Raw genomic sequence first — 19,583 nt, forward strand, 5'->3', positions numbered from 1 at the left:
ATTTATACCTCTTCGCCCTGTAATTGTTTCTCGTATAATTCACGATAAGCCCCGTCTTTTCTTAGTAACTCGTCGTGTGTACCTTGCTCAATTACTCTTCCTTCGTCCAGAATCAGAATTTTATCAGCCAGTTTTGCTGATGAAACCCGATGAGAAATAATGACAGACGTACGGTTCTGCATGATTTTCTGTAAGTTGTTCAGAATAATATTTTCGGTATTGGTATCAACTGCCGAAAGGCAATCATCCAGAATTAATATTTTGGGTTCACGTGCAATGGCTCGCGCAATAGACAACCGTTGTTTTTGCCCACCAGATAGCGTAATGCCTCGTTCGCCTAACTTGGTATCAAACTTATCAGGGAAATCCATTATGTTCTGATATAAATCAGCATCTTTTACCGCTTTTATTACCTGAGCATCAGTAATATCGGGCGACCCGAATTTGGCGTTGTTCAGAATTGTATCCGAAAACAGGAATACCTCCTGAGGTACATATCCCATCTGGCTACGGATATGCTGAATATTATAATCCTTTACAGGTACACCATCGAGCAGAATTTCACCTTCGCTAGCATCATACATTCTTACTATCAGGTTGGCAATGGTACTTTTGCCAGAACCCGTAGTGCCAAGAATTGCCACCGATTCGCCCGCTTTAATATCCAGATTGAAATCCTTTAAGGCATGAATACCCGAGTCAGGGTAAGTAAAGTGTACGTGTCTGAAACTGATGCTTCCTGCAATTTCTTTGGTAAGGTTTTTAGCTGATACAATATCTGTTTTGATTTCCAGAAATTCATTGATTCTTTGTTGTGATGCTGCCGCACGCTGAATCTGGCTTGAGGTCCAGCCCAAAGCCGTTAACGGCCACGTAAGCATAAACACATACAAAATAAATTCAGTAATATTGCCCGGTGTAAGTTTACCTGCAATAATTTCCTGCCCACCAATATATACACACAAAACGGTACTAAGCCCAATTAGTAGCGCAATAGTAGGCGAAAAAAGCGCATCAAAACGGGTAAGAGACAAAGATTTGGCTTTATATATGTTGCTTTCTTTTCTGAATTTATTAACAGAGTCATCTTCACGGGCAAAGGCTTTTAAAACCCTGATACCCGAAAATGCCTCCTGTACGAACGTTGAGAGATGAGAAAGACTCCGCTGAATTTCCTCTGAGCGTTTATTGACCGAGGTACTCACAAAGAAAATACTTGCCGACAACAAAGGCATTGGTAATAATACCCACCACGTAAGCCGTGCATTTACTGAAAACATATAACTTAAAACCAGTATTACCAGCACAGCCATGTTCATCAGATACATAATTGAAGGGCCAATGTACATTCTTACCTTGCTTACATCTTCAGAGATACGTGCCATGAGGTCGCCGGTATTATTTTTTCGGTAGAAACTCAAAGGTAAGCTCTGGTAATGAGCATATATTTCATTTTTGAGGTCGTACTCAATATGGCGCGACATCACAATGAGTGTTTGTCTTACTGCAAACAGGAAGATACCTTTCAGAATAGCCATCACTAAAATTAACAAGCCATAAACCCCAATGCTGGTTGTAAACACATCGTACATGCTTTTCTGAATATCGGTGTGGGCAAACAGAAAATAAACATCAATGGTTTCTTTTACCAAATCAAGGGCATGCCTCACAACCTGTGCCGGAATAACCCCAAAAAGGTTTGAAATAATGGTAAAAATGGTGCCTAGTATGAGGTACCATTTATATTTAAGCAGAAACTTGTTGAGGTAAGCTAAATGTTTCACGAAAGATAGAAGTCCAAGTGTTTTCAGGCTTAGGCCAGTATGCTGGCTTGATACTGACCCAAGCTATAAAAGGCTAACACCATTTTTCATGAATTTGTTGCATTAGCCGCTTATTGATTATTCTGATTGATAATAATTCTGGGGCGATTCTGATACCCGTTGTTAGGTAACGAATTTGAAATCATATTAAAAGGTGTGCGTGCAGCCTGAAAATTCCTGATTAGGTCAGATAAATTTACATGTATGGTTTCGCCTTCTGTAAGCACTTCGGTATGGTTATTTACCCAGTTTTTTAGTTCAGCTACGGCATCAAGCGAGTTATTATAATAAGGTGTGTTTTTGTCTGAAACAAAAATAACAGCCTTTGCTTTATTCAGATACGCATTTTTTGAATAATTGAGCATAACCTGTTTAACTGCCAAAGGTTCGGTAATACCAGCCATGTTCACAATATCCATTTCATTGATTTCGGTTTCAATTTCGCCATTAAAGTTTGAACGTATTACATCGCCTTCCCAACTTTGTTGGCCATCAAAAGTAATTGTAGGCATATTCGTTTTTAACACATCAACGTAATTATTCATATCAGGTACATCAAATGTCTTACGGGCGGCACTTATCTGGTCGGCGCAAGCACCAGCTTCAAAACAGAACTTAATGGCACTGCTTTTTTCCTTCACAATAGCCTTACAATCAAGCAAAAATTTCTTCATCTGTTTATAATTAAACTTATACCAGTCTTCAAACAGAACCGAATTGTACATAACAAGAATATTAATGGTATTCATTTGCTCAAGAATTTGTACGGGTACTTTCGGAGGTTCAATATCGCCTGCTTCGTTGTAGTTTGTGCCATAAGCGGTATTAACACCTCCAATGCCTGAGTACCGTTCTGTTACCAGCCAGTTTCTGAAAGCATTTACGTTATCGGGGCTGTAATCATATTCGCATGGGTGAGGGCTTATGAAATCATAGCCTGTCCAGCTATTTTCAAAATTAAAACCTGTTTCAAACTGGGCAGTCGAAACGGCAGAAACCCAGTAGAGTTTTTGTTTCAGCACAGGATAATAACGGTCTAGTGCTTTTTGCACGAAACCTTTCATTTTAGCTGTGGCCGACATAGACGAGAAAGAGCCATGCCCCGACCCATAGGCAATTCGGGCCGGATTATTGAACTGGTCTTGTACAATTTCGCCGAACAAATTAAACAGCGCATTGTCATAATTATTATATGGGGTTTGAGTGGGGTCATTTTCGTCTCGGTCCTGAAAATAATATCGGGTGTCGTCATAGTCAACATTAATACGGAAAACCACATGGTCATAAGTATTATAGGCGTGCTTTACTACTTTATCGTATATTGACCAATACTGATTGAGCTTGCTAGTATCAGTTTCATTAAACTGCGAAAGGCTCTTGAAAACCTCGTCGAGCCTGAGGGTTACCTCAAACATATTGGCACCACGTTGGGCATATTCAGACATTTCCACAAGTGTTCGGTCAACGTTTCCTTTGTTAATATGTAATTTCTGATAACCTATTTTGAAACTATTTTCGGAGGTAGAAACACTGTTACATCCCTTTATTTCGGCTGTAAAAATACTCGAGTCACTTACCGAAAAGCCCGGGGTCAGCATAATGCTTTTACCAGCACTATAAACCACATTGGCACTGTCAGAAATCTGGTTGGAAGCAACAATGGAACCATACAGGTTACTGGCTTCTGTCTTTACAAGCCCCGATGTATAATTGTCGGTAGGGTTTGATAACGTAATTTCATGCCGACAAATAGAAACACGAGCCAAGCCCTCAACAGTACCTAAACCACAATAATTAGAAACCGATACAATGTTGTAATCGGTGTTTTGGGTAGGGTACACCGCTATGGTTTCATAAGTATTGTTGAGCTTGAAAGGGGAGGAAACCCCCGAAATATTTACTTCATACTCGCCGCCACCACTCAAGGTTAATGTTAAATAAGCTGCCTGATTAAGTTCAGTAAGAATCTGGTCTCCGATTATGCGAGCAGTAGCGGGTCTGGATACCTTCAGGTTCATTTCTGAACTTTCGCTGGTGCAGCCCTTGTTATCGACCAATATTTTATAGGTACCTGTTTGTTGTTCTGTTGGAGCAAAGTTCAGCGTTTGGCCTGAATACATTGTCTCTCCGTTCCTTTGTAATGTAATTTGCGCCTCTTCAATATTGCTCTGAATCCGGTAGTCAGGTAAGGAGGTATAACAAATTCCTTGTAGCGGCGTAGTACCTAACAAATTGCTGGAAATAACAGGCACCAGTGTCGTGTTAATTTCAATAAGTTTTTTTGGCCTGACCGTACCTATAATGGTGTTATCATCGGTTGAAACTCTAGCATAATATTGTTTTCCGGCTAGGCTATCGGCAATTGTAAAAGAAAGCGGGCTGGTAGTTCCTTTTACTACTGTAACGGCTTTATGTGTAGTGGCATCAATCAATTCTGCTTTAAAAATGGTATTCTGAAAACTCCCCGTTGTATTAAATGCAATTTGCCCGTCGGTTCTGGTACAGAATAGAGACTGATTATCGGCCAGTGCAATACTTTGCGGATTCCCGATTTTAGAAATGAATCCTCTTGCCCGATTATGCTGATTGTCTGACGGCTCTCCGAAGTTTGTAGCAAGGGTAATATTTCCCAGTTTCGCCTTTCCGTAGTTAACACCACTCAGAAAAATATTTTTGTCGGAGTCAACAACCAAGCCATTTACATAAAGTGCATCATACACCCGTATATTATTTACTGAACCCTGTAAATTGCCGTCAGGCTTATATATACTGATAAAAGTGTTGCCCGAAGCACTGCTGAATGTGGCTAGGTCAGGGTAGGGCAGGCGGTGGTCGTTGATTAAAAACTGAGCCGCCTCAGGAGTATTTTTAAGATAAGTAGCGAAATAGATATTGTCGTTTTTATCAATACCCATTTGATTTCGGCCAACTCCAATAAGATGGTTATCATAACGCACCCATTCTCCGTTTCCATTGGTGTTGACTTTGAGTAAAGCCGCTGTATTAGTCGGGCTAAAGTCTTCAGGAGTAACAGGAAAACTGACGTTCGCAAAATATCCTCCCTGAGCAGGAGCCAGAGAAAACCCCAGATAAACATTATTTTGTGCGTCAGTCCTGATGGCTGGTGCCAGATTCGTATTCGTTTCAGGAAGCGTCAAATAAGATTGTTTAGCCCATGCCCACTGATTGATTGTTGTATTGAATTTGCCTAAAAAATAACCAGAACCACCAAATATAAGTTGTGTTTCTCCGAAAGTAATAGCTTGGGCGTTTCCATATACAATAGTAGCTGTTGAGCCTGTCAGAAGAATGTTGTTCTCTGCATCTATTTCGATGTTCGACATCCCCAAAACTCCTACCGGAGAATACACATTCAGCTTCTGGTAATTCATAATAGCTAAATTGTCGGGGTTCAGTTGCATAAAAGTTATGCCAGCACCTTCATTTGCTGATTCATTACCATTACTGAATTTGAGTGTACCATTAAGCCCCTGATTCCAAGTATAAAGCAACCACAGTTTGCCATTACGGGCTTTCAGAGAGTAGTTACCGTTAGTGCCTAACCCATAAGCAGGGCGAGTATCAAAATTACTGGCAGATACCCCGCAGGCTTTAAGTTCGGTTAGGTTTGTGAGAATATCCAGATTCCCGTTAATATCAAACTTTGCTACCCAAGTAAAATGCCCTTTATAGCGGTATTCGTATTGGGTAGGAAACACATTCGGAACAACATACCTGCAATAGCCTACAATAGTGCCTAAAGCAAAATCTTCTTCGTCGGCTATTACTAAAGATGTTCCGTTTCTTGGGTTGGTAGGGCAATTAGCCCCTGCCTTAAACTCTGAAACCAGAAAAATCTGCCCGTTGTCAATGGCTAAATCACAATATTGATAATCGCTGATTTCGGCCGAAGTATTCCATTTTCTGTACCATGCCAGCGTGCCATTGGCATTTATTTTTGCTATAAAACCTGTTCTTTTGTCGGCATTCTGAGAGTTGTCACAGAAAATATTGCTCCCTTCGAGTGTAGTGATAACTGTATTGCCGAGGTTCATTTTCTGTGAGAAAAAACCAGCAATAAACAGGTTGTCATCAGCATCTATTTCAGTGTCTACAATTGTTGATGGGTAATTAAAAGTGTTTGTCCAGAAAGTATCGGCCAAAGCCCATGCCCATTCGGGTTTACAATTATTAAGAATAAGATTGGCCGAGGCAGAAGCTGAGCAACCATTTTGTGTTACGCTTACCTCATAAAAACCCACATGTGTTGGCCCCGCAGACTGGATTAGTAGCGTATCAGAAGTGCCTCTTGCTGCGCCACTCCACAGAAACGAGGCTTCGCCCAAAGTTCCGGCATTTGCAATGATTCGTACTGTATCACCCAAGCAAGGTTTTGAGGGTATAATGGTAACAAAAGGCGTAGGAGGCGAATGGATACTCAGGATACTAGTTGTGTCGCTTACAACTTCAGGATTATTGCCTGTAATTCTGATTCTATAATTATTACTTTCTGGGAAACCTGCCGGAATGGTAAACGCTGCCCTGGTAGCGTTGGTGTCAGTAACAGCCAGTACATGAGGTGTTGTAAAAATGCCTGAGGTGTCAGAGAGTTCAATCGTAAATACTTGTTTCTCTGAAAGGCTATCAGCCGAGATTGTCCAGCTTACAGTAAACTGGCTGCTGATACAAATCTGATTTGAAGCAAGGGGTTGTAAACGCACTACTGGCAAAGATTTAACCATTTTACAGGTATCAGTGACCGAAAGGGTGTCGGTAGGGGCACTATTAATCAGCGGGCTACTACTTACTGCCCTTATGCGGTAACGAGTACCCAAGCCGATGCTGTCTGGCACCGTAAATCTGGCTTCTTGCAAAGCACCGTTAGTGAATCTGCTCAGTTCAATAGCATTATCAAAACTCCCCGAGGTGTCAGAAAGCTGAATTGTAAAATAATTATCAGGGTTAAAATCTCCTGATGCAGTAAAATTTACCTTTTCAACCTGACCTTTACAGAGTGACTTTGCATTAAATGAAATTGAGATGGATTGAGCGTTTACTAATTGACAAGTTATAAGTAAGAATAATAAAAAATAGAGTTTAAACATATTCAGGTAAAAAGGTATTTCTTTATAAAAATAAAGAAAAATCGATAAATAATATCTTCTTTTTTATTAACTGGTTAGAATCTTATTAAAGGGTAACAATTTATTTATGTTTTGTTTAGCTGAGCTTGTTAAAATACTATTTTTTCGGGTTTAATACAAAGTCTGGGCTTTTGTAAGCAACTTATTTTGGGTCTACGGTTTTATAAAAGTTCCTGTGGGTTTTCAAGTATTTTTTTTAACTTGGAACGTGTATTCATTATCTTATATATTCACCCCTATACATAAATAGTTATTCGATGAAAAACCTGTTAAATCGTCGCGACTTTATCCGACAAAGTGGTTCGGCCGCTCTCGGATTAGCCATGTTTCCTACACTTCTTCCTAAAGTTGCACCCAGCGACCGCCTCCGTGTGGCTCATATTGGCTTGGGAGGTATGGGTAACAATCACCTGAACTGGTTTTCGGCTTTGCCAGAGGTAGAAGTAGTAGCCCTATGCGACCTCGACTCAGACCACCTGAGTGCCAGTCTGAAGAGCCTTCAGGCTAAACAGCCAGATACAAAAGCACAGGGATATGCCGATTTCCGCCATATTCTTGACCGTAAAGATATTGATGCCATTACCTGTGCTACCCCCGACCACTGGCACGCCCAGGTTGCCATTATGGCGTTTCAGGCAGGTAAAGATGTATACGGCGAAAAACCTTTGTCATACAATGTGCGCGAAGGTCAGCAGATGCTAAAAGCCCTGAAAAAACATGACCGTATATTCCAGTTAGGTACCCAAATTCATGCGGGCGATAACTACCACCGTGTGGTTGAACTGATTAAGGCCGGAGCCATAGGCAAAGTACATACCGTAAGGCTCTGGAAAACGGGTTTCCCACCTGTGTTGGGGCCTGCTAATTATCAGAACCCACCGGCATCACTTAACTGGGATATGTGGTTGGGGCCTGCGCCTTATTCGCCTTATACTCCTGAGCGATGCCATTTTACTTATCGTTATTTTCTGGATTACTCCGGCGGTGTTTTTCAGGATTTCTGGAGCCATATTGCCGATGTTGTATGGTGGGCAGTAGAACCTAAAAACCTGACTACCATTAAAGCCAAAGGTGAAGCCCCAGAAGGAACAGGAGATGCCCCAAAATGGATTGATATTGACTATGAGTTTGAAGGGTTAAAAATACACTGGACCTCACAACCTCCTAATGTGCCCGGCGCAGCCCAACGAGGGATTGGTGCTTATTTTGAGGGTGATAAAGGAACTTTGCTATGCGATTATGGCTCACGCGAAATAACCATCAATGGCGTAACTATGAAAGATATTCCTGAAATTCCGGTTACTATTGCCCGTTCGCCGGGGCATCAGCAAAACTTTGTGACGGCGGTTAAAAACCGTACCTTACCTGAGTCGAATCTGGAGTATGCTCGCCAGATGACCTTGCCTATGCACTTAGGATTAATTTCTTACAGGTTGGGCAGAGAGTTACACTGGAATGCCCATAAAGAGAAATTCAAGCATGATGCCGAGGCTAATGCCTTACTCTCACGCGAGTACCGTAAAGGCTGGGATTTAATATAAATATAATCTGCAAAGATTTTTTAGTTGCCTCATTATGTGTTGTTTTGGGATGGGTTTTATCAGGTTAGTAATAAAAATGGGCAGTAAGCCATACTAAATATTCTATTCAAGAGCATCTTAAAGGTTTTAAGGTGCTCTTGATTTTTCAAAGTAGCGTTCATCAACAATATAAGTACTACGTTTATGTCAGTTTCCTATTCAAAAATCAGAGTTATTTTTGTTCTTTTTTTTGTGAGCCTTGCAGGCTTGGCGCAGCAGAAACAAACACCCTATGTGGTTATGGTTTCGTTTGATGGTTTCCGATACGACTATGTACAGAAATACTCGCCTCCTCATATTAAAAAGTTTATCAGAAAAGGGGCCGCAGCTATTAAAATGCTGCCATCGTATCCGAGCAAAACTTTTCCGAATCACTACACATTGGTTACAGGGTTGTATCCGGCGCATCATGGGTTGGTCGATAATACATTTTATGATGTAAATCGGGATACTTTTTATTCAATACGGCAGAGAGATAAAGTAGAAGACCCTTACTACTATGGTGGATTACCGCTGTGGCAATTGGTACAGCAGAATGGCATGAAATCGGCTTCGTATTTTTGGGTAGGGTCTGAGTCGCCCATTGCAGGAGCATTTCCAACTTATTATCATCGTTTTGATGATACTGTGCCGCATAAAAAACGCATACAGGCCGTTTTTGACTGGCTGAATCTGCCCGAAGCCGAACGCCCGCACCTGATAACAATTTATTTTTCAATGATTGATACAAAAGGGCACGATTACGGCCCTAATGCTCCTGAAACCAGAGCAGCCGTTATGGAAGCCGACACACTCGTAGATATGCTTATGAATGGGTTGAAAAAAATAGACCTTCCGGTAAATGTGATTCTGACTTCTGACCACGGAATGTATGAAATGACAAACGAAGCCGACAAGTTTTTATATACCGAAGATTTATTACAAGGCTTGAATAAAGACGATTTTATTTTCGTCAATAATGGTTCTCACGCGAATATTTTTCTGAAAAATAAAGCGAAAGAAAATGAAATTCTGCAAGCCATTGCACCAAAAGAGAACCATTTCAAAATATATAAAAAGGCAGATATACCTGCTAATTTACATTTTGGAGACCACCCACGCATCGGCGATTTATTTTTGATGACAGAGGGCGGTTATAGCTTTTACTCACGTGAGGCACTAAATAAAAAGCCTGAAAAACGTAACGTATGGGGTGCACACGGCTTTGACCCCTACACAACACCCGAAATGGGGGCTATTTTTTATGCTAACGGGCCTAATATCAAAAAAAGAAAAACCATACCAGAGTTTCAGAACATACATGTATACCCGTTTGTAGCTACTTTATTGGGCATACCTGTTCCGAAAGACATTGATGGAGATGCCAAAGTGCTGGAAGGAATCATAAACAAATAAACTATTAGGCAAGGGCTGCTGTATGCGTAAGTTGCAGCAGCTCTGATGTTCGCTCGCGGGTGGCATGGGCTAATGTAGCATCATGCGCCAGCGAACGCCCATAAGAAGGTATCAGCCTTTTAAGTTCGTGCTGCCATTTTTCGGTAGCTTCCAGACCCGGAAAACATTTTTTTAGTAAATCAATCATGATAGAAACAGAAGTGGAAGCCCCCGGCGAAGCCCCAAGCAGAGTAGCCAGAGAGCCATCATGCGCATATACTACTTCGGTTCCAAACTCCAGAATACCTCCTTCGTCTTCATCTTTTTTAATTACTTGTACCCGTTGCCCTGCATCCATCAACTCCCAATCATCTATCTGAGCCGTAGGCATGTATTCATGTAAGGCTTCGAGGCGGTCTTCTGGCGATTGTGTTACCTGTTCAATCAGATATTTGGTAAGCGGAATATTATGAACACCCGCCGAAATCAAAGGCCATATATTGTTCCATTTGATAGAGAGGGGTAAATCCATATAAGAGCCATGTTTCAGGAATTTTGTTGAAAAACCAGCATAAGGCCCAAAAAGTAAGGCTTTTTTGCCATCAATAATGCGGGTGTCGAGGTGTGGTACCGACATCGGCGGCGAACCTACACTGGCTTTGCCATATACTTTGGCAAAGTGTTGTTCAATAAGTTCGGGCTTGTTACAAACCAGCCATTTGCCGCTTATTGGAAAACCACCATAGCCACGCCCCTCGGGTATATCTGATTTTTCAAGCAATGGTAATGAGCCGCCTCCAGCCCCTATAAATACAAACTTGGATGTATACCTATGCGTTTTGCCTGTATCAAGGTTTTTAATTTCTAACTCCCAATGGCCGTTTTCAAGGCGTTTAATATCTTCTACCTCGTGGTGTAATTTCAGTTCTACATCATTGGCATTTTCCAGATAAGTAAACATCGCTCGTGATAATGCTCCGAAATTAACATCAGTTCCTATATCCATACGTGTAGCAGCTAGTTTTTCGGAGTCGTTTCTGCCTTGCATAACGAGGGGCATCCACGCTGTTATTTCACTATATTTATCTGAAAACACCATGTCGCTAAATAAATGATGTTGGCTCAACGCCTCATGTCGTTTTCGTAAATATTCGGTATTTTTATCGCCCCATACAAAACTCATGTGTGGTATACGCCGAATCATTTTAGAGGGGTCGGCTATGATACTTTCTTCGACCAGAGTTGACCAGAACTCCTTTGAGGTTTCAAAAGAGGCCGCAATCTTGATAGCCTTGTCAATATTAATAGTTCCATCTTCCTGCTCTGGCGTATAGTTTAACTCACAAAAGGCCGAATGGCCAGTTCCGGCATTATTCCATGCTTCAGACGACTCTGCCGTTACCCTGTCCATACGCTCAAAAATCTTTATTTTCCATTCAGGTTCAAGTTTTTTCAGAAAAGTGCCTAAAGTAGCACTCATAATTCCGGCACCTATTAATATTACATCGCTATGGATTTCGCTCTCTTTCATATCTTTCTAATTATATTTTTGCAGTATTTTTCAATACGTTGACAATTAATTTTACTGGGTAAATAATACCCGTTTATTGTTTCGTAAATGCCCCAAACAGAGTGCTTAATACTTGTAAGGCATTACTGATAACCTCTTCGTTTTCGACCGGAATCTTTAAATAAACCTTGCCGTTTTCGTCTTTTTGCGTAATGCTATTAATCAACGCTTGTGTAGCCTCCGGGCTTTTAAGTGTTTGCCCTAGTTGAGCGAAAAAATTTATGCCATTCTGTAATAACTCGTGTGCAGGCGGGTTGCTGGCAGATACACTAAGGTTGGGCTGCTCGGTTTGTTTTACGTCGTCATCGCCCATGAAGGTAGTTGCACCTTCGGGTGTATCAACCAGTAAATCATCGGGGAGTTCATATTTAATGTGCTCGTCGGTATCATCTTCAACCATTGATTCTTTTTGTTCGGCCGGAATCTCAATAAGGTTTTCGACTGAGTTCATAAATTGTTTGAACTGGTCTTCGCCAATAAAGATAGTATCTTCGCCACCATCAAGCACACCTTTGGCCATAGCTCCTTTAAATTCCAGTACGTCAAGCATTCGTTGTTCGATGGTTCCTGTGGCAATAAGGTTAATGACTGATACATTTTTTTCTTGCCCCAGACGATAAATGCGTGCTATGCGTTGTTCGAGTACTGCTGGATTCCACGGAATATCAAGGTTAATTAATAAAGAGGCATTTTGCAGGTTTAACCCAACTCCTCCGGCATCGGTCGATAAGAAAACACGGCTTTGTGGATTATTCTGGAAGTTTTCCAGTAAATCTTTCCTCTTGATGCTTTCTACACCTCCATACAAATACTCAAACTGGATGTTGCGTTGTTCAAGCTCTTGTGCTACGAGGCGGGTCATGCGTTCCCATTGGCTGAATATCACCACTTTTTCTTCGGAGGTTTCAAAAACCTCATCCAGAATATTCATTACCTCTTCTATTTTTGTATCATGCCTTGATTTCTGGTCTAGAATGTAAGTGCTGTCACAAACCATGCGCATCTGGCTTAAGGTTAAAACCAGCCGTTTGCGGTCAGTTTCGTTCAGGAAACCAAACTTACGCCATTTGTTTACTACTTTGGCAACGGTATCGCCTAATTCATGATGCACCTTCATTTGCTGTGGAGTCATCGGAACAAACAGATTTTTATCCATCCGTTTAGGCAATTCTGACAAAACTTCCTTTTTAGTCCGGCGAATCAGCACATCCCTGAGTGTTTCTGCTATTTTGTTCAGGTTTTTATAACATATTATTTTGCCTGAATCATCAGTAATCTGGTACTCGTTCAGAAAACGATACATAGGCCCTAGACGAAACACATCAATAAACTGCATAATAGAATATAATTCTTCGAGTTTATTTTCAAGCGGTGTACCTGTTAATACAATAGCGTAGGGTGTTACAATTCTTTTGATTTGCTGCGATACCTTCGTTTTCCAGTTTTTTATGCGTTGTGCTTCGTCCAGAATCACAAGGTCGGGTTCCATTCTGTTCAGCCAGTCGAGGTCGTGCGTCATGGTATGGTAACTCACAATCACATAAAACGCATCTGTTCGCCAGTAGCGGTCTTTGCGTTTTTGCAAGCTGCCTTCAACAACATATACGCTGCTATCTGTAAATTTTTCGATTTCTGTTTTCCACTGATATTTCAACGAAGTAGGGCATACAATCAATACCCTGTTAATACCTAATTCTTTTCTGTACAATTCGGCTGTGGCAATGGCCTGTAAGGTTTTACCTAGCCCCATTTCGTCAGCAATGAGGCTTTTTCCAGCCAACGCAGCAAAAAATACCCCTTTGCGCTGGTACGGAAACAAAGGAACTTTCAGTAAATCATCAAAATACCTGTCGTTTTCGCCATCGGGCATAATGCGCCACAAGTAGTCTCTCCGCCTGATTTTATCCCGTTCAGCAATAACGAGGTCTATGGCATCTGGGTAGCACCTGAACGCCCTGCTTAAAGCTGCGGCTTTTTCCAGAAATAATTCAAATACTCCAAAAGATGCCTCCTTTAAACTATGATTGGTATCGAAATATGTTTTGGCTAAGGCTTCATATTCATCTTTGTTTTCAGAGCCAATCCTGATTTTTATGTCTCTTCCGTTGCGGTAGTCGACATATACCGAGGTATAATGCGGATGAAAACCTTCTTTCATGGCTTTTTTATAGCCTTTAATCTTGCTTAGGTGATGCATAACTGCACTGATATGCTTACATATACCTAGCCGATTAGTTTTGAAATCGAAACATTCGCAGAAATTCTGGCTATCATCGGCACTTCTGATAGCTACTTTGTAAGTATTACTGGTTTGCGTATTGGTTACCTGAAAATCTGAGAAAAATTCCTGATTACCAATATTTGTAATCCTGAACTCGTTTTCGTTGTCTTCCCCGAATTGTTTCCGAAGAGCTATTTGCCATTGGTCTAGCGAAAGCCCGTCAGGTTTCCGGTAATAAGATATTTTTTTGGGAGTTTCTATCTTGTTTTTTCTGGAAGCCTTGCTTTTAGATAATTTTTGTAGTGCCATTTCGAAATAGGTAGATAATATCTTAAAAGTGCCCGAAGTTACAATTTTTTCATGATTAAGAACTTGTAAACCTCAATTTTACTACCAGCCCTGCAAGAGGGTATTATCTTGAATGAGCGGCTTTACTTGCCCGAATCATATCAACCGTGAAATCAATCACACTTGTGTTATTCTTTAATAATTCCTCGTAGTTTCGGTTCACTTCGTAGTCGAGGTCAAGAAAAAAGCCGTTGTTTACCTTGTTCGGCAAACGATGAACAATCTTATATAAGGGTGTATGAATGATGTATTTCGTATTAGGAAGTTTAAAATCCTGCCATGTGCCTGCAAAACTTCCCCAGCTAGCCCCGCCAACAGGCTGCCCGATAAAAGCCTGCCCGATGCCCAAATCTTTGGCTATATTAAGCGTAAAAGTAGTGGCCGAATAACACCCAGGGTCTGTCAGGAAATAAGTTTTACCCCTGTAATCCCATTTTTTTACGGGTTTCTGGTTATTGTTTTTTCGGTTTACCCTATACATAAAGTCTCCTTTTCGTTTAGAGAAAGCCATCCATAATACAAGCGGCGGGCTAATATGATAAGGCTTGGCAATAGTGAAATAGGCCTTTCTCTTAAAGCCCATTGTATCAATAATTGTAAAAGGGGTCGGCGACAAGTATTTTAGCACCCTTGAGATATTAGGTACGTAACCGCCCCCGTTTCCTCTGAAATCCAGCACTAGGTGTTCGATTCCTTGTGCTTTTATCTGTTTAAATCTTTTTTTGAGAGTTCTTTTAAACTTGATTTGGGTGGGGTCAAAAAACTTGCCTGCCATACTAAACTCAGTAATATTGAGTAAAGCAATATGGTTCAGGCTGTCGATGACTTTTAAGCCAAGATTAGGCCGATTAAAGGTTTTATAGCGTTTATCTGAAATTTTATTGATTTCTTTAGATGTCAGACAAGCTACTTTTTTGCTGAAAACCGAATCGTTTCTGGGTAGCTTATAAGTAATTATAATGGAGTCCTTTTCGCCATATTGGCGTAAATAGTAGTTAGGGAATGCTCCGGTGGCGTAATAATATTTGGCTTCTTCGTTGCCATTATCGCTAGAAACAAACGCTTTTAATTTTTCAAGTAAAGGTGCAATGGGTTCATTATTAATAAGCAGTACTTCGGACCCTCTGATAATAGTAGAGTCGGCCGATGTATTAAGGCTAATGTAATATTTGTTGTCAATCTTACGCAGATAGAAAGGAACGAGCTTTAGTTTTTTAGTATTAAAACGTTTTTTATTAAATCGGATACCCGTATGGCCGTCTTTTACTTCTGTAACCAATTGAGCTAGTAAACGGTAGGCCTCCAGATAACTAACCGGAGCTTGAATGCTATTATAAAGTGAGTCGTAAAATCTTTCATAATGTTTTTGGGTAGTATAATAGTACATGCCCGAGTGTAGCTTCTCAAATTTTCGTTTCAGAACAGCCATATCTTGCCTGATTTCTTCCACCGAAAATGTTTGTTTCTGCGGGTAAGCCTTAAAACAACAAAAAACGAAGCATACTAATAATAACTTTTTCATTAATGAGTAGACGAGTGTTTTTGTAAAAGTAGAAATGTTTTGTTCATGATGGCATGAAAAAACAATTAAATATCAACACCTCAGCAGCATTACTGGCGAACTATCTTATTCTGACTTTGTTTTTAATGAGGTCTAAAGTAAATTTCAAAACGGTGTCTTCGTTTTTAAGAAAATCGTCAAGATTAGCATTTACTTCAAAGTCTGGCTGTAAAATAGGTTTGTTATATTTCTCAGCATCAATATTGTAAGAGATTTTACCAAGTGGCAAATAGATTTCGAGCGATGTATTAGGCAACTGGATAGTTGAAAACTGCGCAGCCGAGCAACCATCATAAGCCCCACCGCAACCCATGCCTATATAAGTGCCTACACCCATATTATGTAGTTTTGATACCAACAAGGCCGCCGCCGAAAATGTGCCTCCGTTCATGAGTACATATACGTTTTTATTAAAACGGAACTCATCATGCGGGCGTTGTTTCTGAGCATATTTACTTTCAAGGAAACCATCCGAACTCCTGACCGAAAACTCGGTGTTTAGTCTGGAGGCCGCTTCACGGGCATAAACCCCATCGTATTTTTTATAATCCTGTTTTAGTTTCTGCAAACTTTCATCCCGAAAGCCCAAACGGTACGCCTCAAAAGGTTGATTAGTAAAATATCTTAGCAAGAAAATAGAATATTCCAGCAAACCACCAGAGTTGCCTCTTAGGTCAAGAATCAGGTTTTCGATTTTATTTTCTTCCAGTTTTCTGAAAATCTTTTTGGTTTCTCCTTCAAAATTGCCTTTACCTATGTTCTTGAAATCATACATAAACGACCGTACATCAACCAATGCTACTTTCTGGGTTGAATCAATCACTCTGTAAGAAACCATTCCGGTAGTATCTTCGTCAACATCGGGGTATCTTGTTTCAAGCATTTTTTCCATAAAATAGGTGTCTTTAGCTTCTATTTTAATGGTTTTTGGTTTTTCCTGCCCTTGCTTGCGATAACTAATCAGGAACGAATCCTGCTCGCCTTTCCAGATGTAGTATAGTTTTCTGAACTCACGAATAGTATAATATTTTCGTGCATTCAGGTTAATGCCATCGCCATTGTAATACGACTTATGCTCCAGATTTTGCAGAATTTCTTTTACAGGTTGCCCGTCAATAGCCAGAATTTCGGTTCCTCTCGTAATTTTTTTCTCTGCCGAATAGTTTCTTGATACCAATAGCTGGTTGTTGATAAGCCGCACACTAAAAGGAAAATATTTGGGTCGGTCGGAGCCAGACGGATTTTTGCTGAGCAGGCGTTTATCAAGTATCATGTGCGTATGCCCACACCCAATAGCCTGAACCATGGGCAGTAAGGTAAAATAAGCCTCGCGCAAGGTTAGCCGGCCTTTAATTGTTGGCACGATAGAGTCATAGAGCGACTGATATTTTTCCTTTGAAATATACTTGTAGGGGTCAGGGTGATATTTCTCTATTTCGGTTTTTAGTTTCGTTAAGTCATCCTTAATCTGTTCAGCCGAATAGGTTTGGGAATAAGCAAGCAGACTAATACATAAGAGCGTGTGAAAGATTATATAAGTAAATACTTTTTTCATGTCAGGCCAATTTTCTGTCTTTCAAATTTAGTGCAAAAAGTTGATTTTCCTAATTGTCTGTGGCAGAATCCCCCATTCAAAAAAGTAGGTTCTGCTGGCACAAACAACAGATGTTATATAATAATGTATTTTAATGCAAAATATTATACTGGGTATATGATATTTATTGCTATCGGAAGCCCATACAAAACCTGAACGTAAAATTATGAAAACAGCTGCCAGAAAAGCGTGTTCAAGAGGGCAAAGAAGAAATTCCGGCAGAAGCATGGGGTGTTTATGCGGTTTTTTATTAATTTTGCAGCTTAATAAAACTCGTTCTTTGAACGCCCATGCTTAACAGACGCCTCATACGAATTCGTGCGATGCAAGCCCTCTATGCTTATAAACAGGCCGAGGGTGCGAATTTCCAATTATCATTAGACCTCATTGCAGACGACTTTGCCCCTGATTTAAACTCAATGGAATATCAGGACCGCGAAAAACTAGAGGGATACAAAAAATTAGGTCAGCAACTACTTCATGAAGCATTTTCTCGTCAGGAAGAAGATGATTTCAATCCGCCACAGGAGGTGATAATGTCAGTTGAAAAAGCGAAGGATTTCTTTCTGCTTAAAAATAAACGCGATATTGACCACTATGCCAGCCGTATGGTGATTGAAGCTGAAAAAGTTTACGACTTTTATCTGCAAATTTTATTATTGTTTATTGAACTTGCCAACCGCGCTGAAGCAGATGAAAGAACTGCTACTCAATCTAAATTAGCCGACAATCAGATAATCAAGAAACTTCGTCAGGAGAAACTTCTGGAAACACTGGCTATTCGACGTAACGTTGACTGGAGTAACGAACAGGTACTGATAGCCAAACTTTATAGAGAAGTACTGCGTGTTAATAATCATTATACAGAATATTGCGCCAAGAAAAATCATACATTAGAAGAAGACTTTGCTCTTTTGAAATATTTATTGAAAAATGTAATTCTGAAAAATGAACTTACATGGGAGTATTTCGAAAAACAGGACTTATACTGGATTGATGATATTGAAACGCTACGTGCAGCGGTAACGCATACGTTCCAGTCGTTCGTTGAAGATGGCAGATTCAAAATTATTCTTTTAGACGAAGAATGGGAAGAAAGAAAAGATTTTTTACAAACTTTGTATCGTAAAAGTATTCTGGAAGAAAACCAACTGGAAGATATTCTGATTCCGAAACTAAAAAATTGGGAAATTGAACGTATCTCGGAAACCGACCAGATTTTGCTGAAAATGGCTTTGGTAGAAATGCTGAATTATCCGAGTATTCCTATTAAAGTAACTATCAACGAAATTATAGAAATAGCAAAAGATTATAGCACACCCAAAAGTGGCCAGTTTGTGAACGGTATTTTAGATAGCCTTTCAAAAGAATTAAAAGATGCTGGTAAAATACGTAAAAGTGGCCGTGGAATGCTAGATAACAAATAAATTCAAGAACCAATCTTAAAAAGAATCACTTTTTGAATTGGAAGTTAAGTCTAATTATTATCCATTACTAAATCTCCCATTCGGGACACGGGTATTATGAGCAACTCATCAAGAACATTCATTTCATTTTTAGTTGGTGTAGCAACAGGGGCCGCTTTAGGTATTTTATATGCTCCTGATAAAGGCGAAGTTACTCGCGACAAACTGGCGTATCGGTTATCAAGATACCGCGAACAATTACAAAAATTTATTAATGATTTGATTGAAAGAGGCGACGAAGTAGCCATGGAAGTAGTAGGTGGCGATAGCTCAGCCAAAGCCGAAGGCCAGAAAGTAGTAAGCGAGGCTCGTCAGAAAGCTGAAAAATTGTTGGAAGATGTAGAGTCGTTGATGAATCAGATAAAATCAAAAAACTAATTATTGAGGCATAATGAAAAAGGTATTTCTAGGCATTGTTGCAGTAGTTATGATAAGCGGGCTTAATTTCTCTTGTAACCTCATTAGCGCAAAAGAAACAACAAGTACTGCCGACTCGCTGGCTGCTGCTGAAAATGCACCAAAAATTGAGTTTGAAGAAGAATCGTTCGATTTTGGCAAACTAAAAGAGGGCGATATCGTAGAACATAAATTCGCATTTAAAAATGTGGGTAAAAGCCCTCTGCAAATTCTGAACGTGCAGGTGCAATGCGGTTGTACGGTTGCCTCAAAACCAGAAACTCCGGTAGGAGTTGGGCAGAAAGACACCATCGTGGTTCGTTTTAATAGCACCGGAAAAGTAGGCGTAAATAAAAAGTTTGTAACGATTCACTCAAATGCAGTTCCGCCACAAACGGTTATTTCTTTTACAGCCGAAGTAACAGCCAAGCCTGCTGCCGAAGCTACAAAGCCTGAGAATCAGTAAACACTGAGTTTTAAAGTATAATTATAAACCTGAAATAAAT

General features: G+C 40.2%; 11 protein-coding genes. 5 read left to right on the forward strand and 6 right to left on the reverse strand.

Going from position 1 to position 19,583, the window contains the following annotated elements:
* Positions 1-2: 2 nt before the first annotated feature.
* Together WAA15_RS17300 and WAA15_RS17305 are read right to left on the reverse strand one after the other, a co-directional pair.
* Positions 3-1,784 carry an ABC transporter ATP-binding protein gene (locus WAA15_RS17300; RefSeq protein WP_337044071.1) on the reverse strand — a complete coding sequence of 594 codons (1,782 nt, stop codon included), beginning with the start codon at positions 1,782-1,784 and terminating at the stop codon, positions 3-5.
* A 110-nt stretch (positions 1,785-1,894) separates the two neighbouring features.
* Positions 1,895-6,928: a 3-coathanger stack domain-containing protein gene (locus tag WAA15_RS17305; protein WP_337044072.1), complete on the reverse strand. Its 5,034-nt coding sequence runs from the start codon at positions 6,926-6,928 to the stop codon at positions 1,895-1,897.
* 296 nt (positions 6,929-7,224) lie between these two features.
* Here WAA15_RS17305 and WAA15_RS17310 point away from each other — a divergent pair, with 296 nt between their 5' ends.
* Together WAA15_RS17310 and WAA15_RS17315 are read left to right on the forward strand one after the other, a co-directional pair.
* Positions 7,225-8,508 carry a Gfo/Idh/MocA family protein gene (locus tag WAA15_RS17310; protein ID WP_337044073.1) on the forward strand — a complete coding sequence of 428 codons (1,284 nt, stop codon included), beginning with the start codon at positions 7,225-7,227 and terminating at the stop codon, positions 8,506-8,508.
* A 183-nt stretch (positions 8,509-8,691) separates the two neighbouring features.
* On the forward strand, positions 8,692-9,942 hold the full coding sequence (locus WAA15_RS17315) for an alkaline phosphatase family protein (protein ID WP_337044074.1): 1,251 nt from the start codon (positions 8,692-8,694) through the stop codon (positions 9,940-9,942).
* 4 nt (positions 9,943-9,946) lie between these two features.
* Here the strand turns inward: WAA15_RS17315 and WAA15_RS17320 are convergent, their stop codons facing one another.
* From WAA15_RS17320 to WAA15_RS17335, 4 genes are all read right to left on the reverse strand, one after another.
* The gene (locus tag WAA15_RS17320; RefSeq protein ID WP_337044075.1) at positions 9,947-11,452 is read right to left on the reverse strand and encodes a malate:quinone oxidoreductase; all 1,506 of its coding nucleotides are present in this window, start codon (positions 11,450-11,452) and stop codon (positions 9,947-9,949) included.
* 73 nt (positions 11,453-11,525) lie between these two features.
* Entirely contained in the window at positions 11,526-14,021 is a 2,496-nt protein-coding gene (locus WAA15_RS17325; protein WP_337044076.1) for a DEAD/DEAH box helicase, read from the reverse strand.
* Between the two features lie 103 nt (positions 14,022-14,124).
* A complete protein-coding gene (locus WAA15_RS17330; protein WP_337044077.1) occupies positions 14,125-15,582 on the reverse strand; it encodes a S41 family peptidase in 1,458 nt (485 codons plus the stop codon).
* 100 nt (positions 15,583-15,682) lie between these two features.
* Positions 15,683-17,176: a S41 family peptidase gene (locus WAA15_RS17335; protein WP_337044078.1), complete on the reverse strand. Its 1,494-nt coding sequence runs from the start codon at positions 17,174-17,176 to the stop codon at positions 15,683-15,685.
* A gap of 329 nt (positions 17,177-17,505) precedes the next feature.
* Here WAA15_RS17335 and nusB point away from each other — a divergent pair, with 329 nt between their 5' ends.
* The 3 genes from nusB (at position 17,506) to WAA15_RS17350 (ending at position 19,543) form a co-directional block, all read left to right on the forward strand.
* Positions 17,506-18,642, forward strand: a complete 1,137-nt coding sequence (gene nusB / locus WAA15_RS17340) for a transcription antitermination factor NusB (RefSeq protein WP_337044079.1) — start codon at positions 17,506-17,508, stop codon at positions 18,640-18,642.
* Between the two features lie 96 nt (positions 18,643-18,738).
* Complete coding sequence (locus tag WAA15_RS17345; protein ID WP_337044080.1) at positions 18,739-19,059, forward strand: YtxH domain-containing protein; 321 nt, start codon at positions 18,739-18,741, stop codon at positions 19,057-19,059.
* A 13-nt stretch (positions 19,060-19,072) separates the two neighbouring features.
* Complete coding sequence (locus WAA15_RS17350; protein ID WP_337044081.1) at positions 19,073-19,543, forward strand: DUF1573 domain-containing protein; 471 nt, start codon at positions 19,073-19,075, stop codon at positions 19,541-19,543.
* Positions 19,544-19,583 lie beyond the last annotated feature (40 nt).

It is taken from the genome of Emticicia sp. 17c, assembly GCF_037153985.1.
In the GTDB taxonomy this organism is placed as follows: domain Bacteria; phylum Bacteroidota; class Bacteroidia; order Cytophagales; family Spirosomataceae; genus Emticicia.

Coding starts and splice junctions, on each gene's coding strand:
- WAA15_RS17305 (WP_337044072.1), bottom strand. CDS start 6,928: ATGTTTAAACTCTATTTTTTATTATTCTTACTTATAACTTGTCAATTA.
- WAA15_RS17310 (WP_337044073.1), top strand. CDS start 7,225: ATGAAAAACCTGTTAAATCGTCGCGACTTTATCCGACAAAGTGGTTCG.
- WAA15_RS17315 (WP_337044074.1), top strand. CDS start 8,692: ATGTCAGTTTCCTATTCAAAAATCAGAGTTATTTTTGTTCTTTTTTTT.
- WAA15_RS17320 (WP_337044075.1), bottom strand. CDS start 11,452: ATGAAAGAGAGCGAAATCCATAGCGATGTAATATTAATAGGTGCCGGA.
- WAA15_RS17325 (WP_337044076.1), bottom strand. CDS start 14,021: ATGGCACTACAAAAATTATCTAAAAGCAAGGCTTCCAGAAAAAACAAG.
- WAA15_RS17330 (WP_337044077.1), bottom strand. CDS start 15,582: ATGAAAAAGTTATTATTAGTATGCTTCGTTTTTTGTTGTTTTAAGGCT.
- WAA15_RS17335 (WP_337044078.1), bottom strand. CDS start 17,176: ATGAAAAAAGTATTTACTTATATAATCTTTCACACGCTCTTATGTATT.
- nusB (WP_337044079.1), top strand. CDS start 17,506: ATGCTTAACAGACGCCTCATACGAATTCGTGCGATGCAAGCCCTCTAT.
- WAA15_RS17345 (WP_337044080.1), top strand. CDS start 18,739: ATGAGCAACTCATCAAGAACATTCATTTCATTTTTAGTTGGTGTAGCA.
- WAA15_RS17350 (WP_337044081.1), top strand. CDS start 19,073: ATGAAAAAGGTATTTCTAGGCATTGTTGCAGTAGTTATGATAAGCGGG.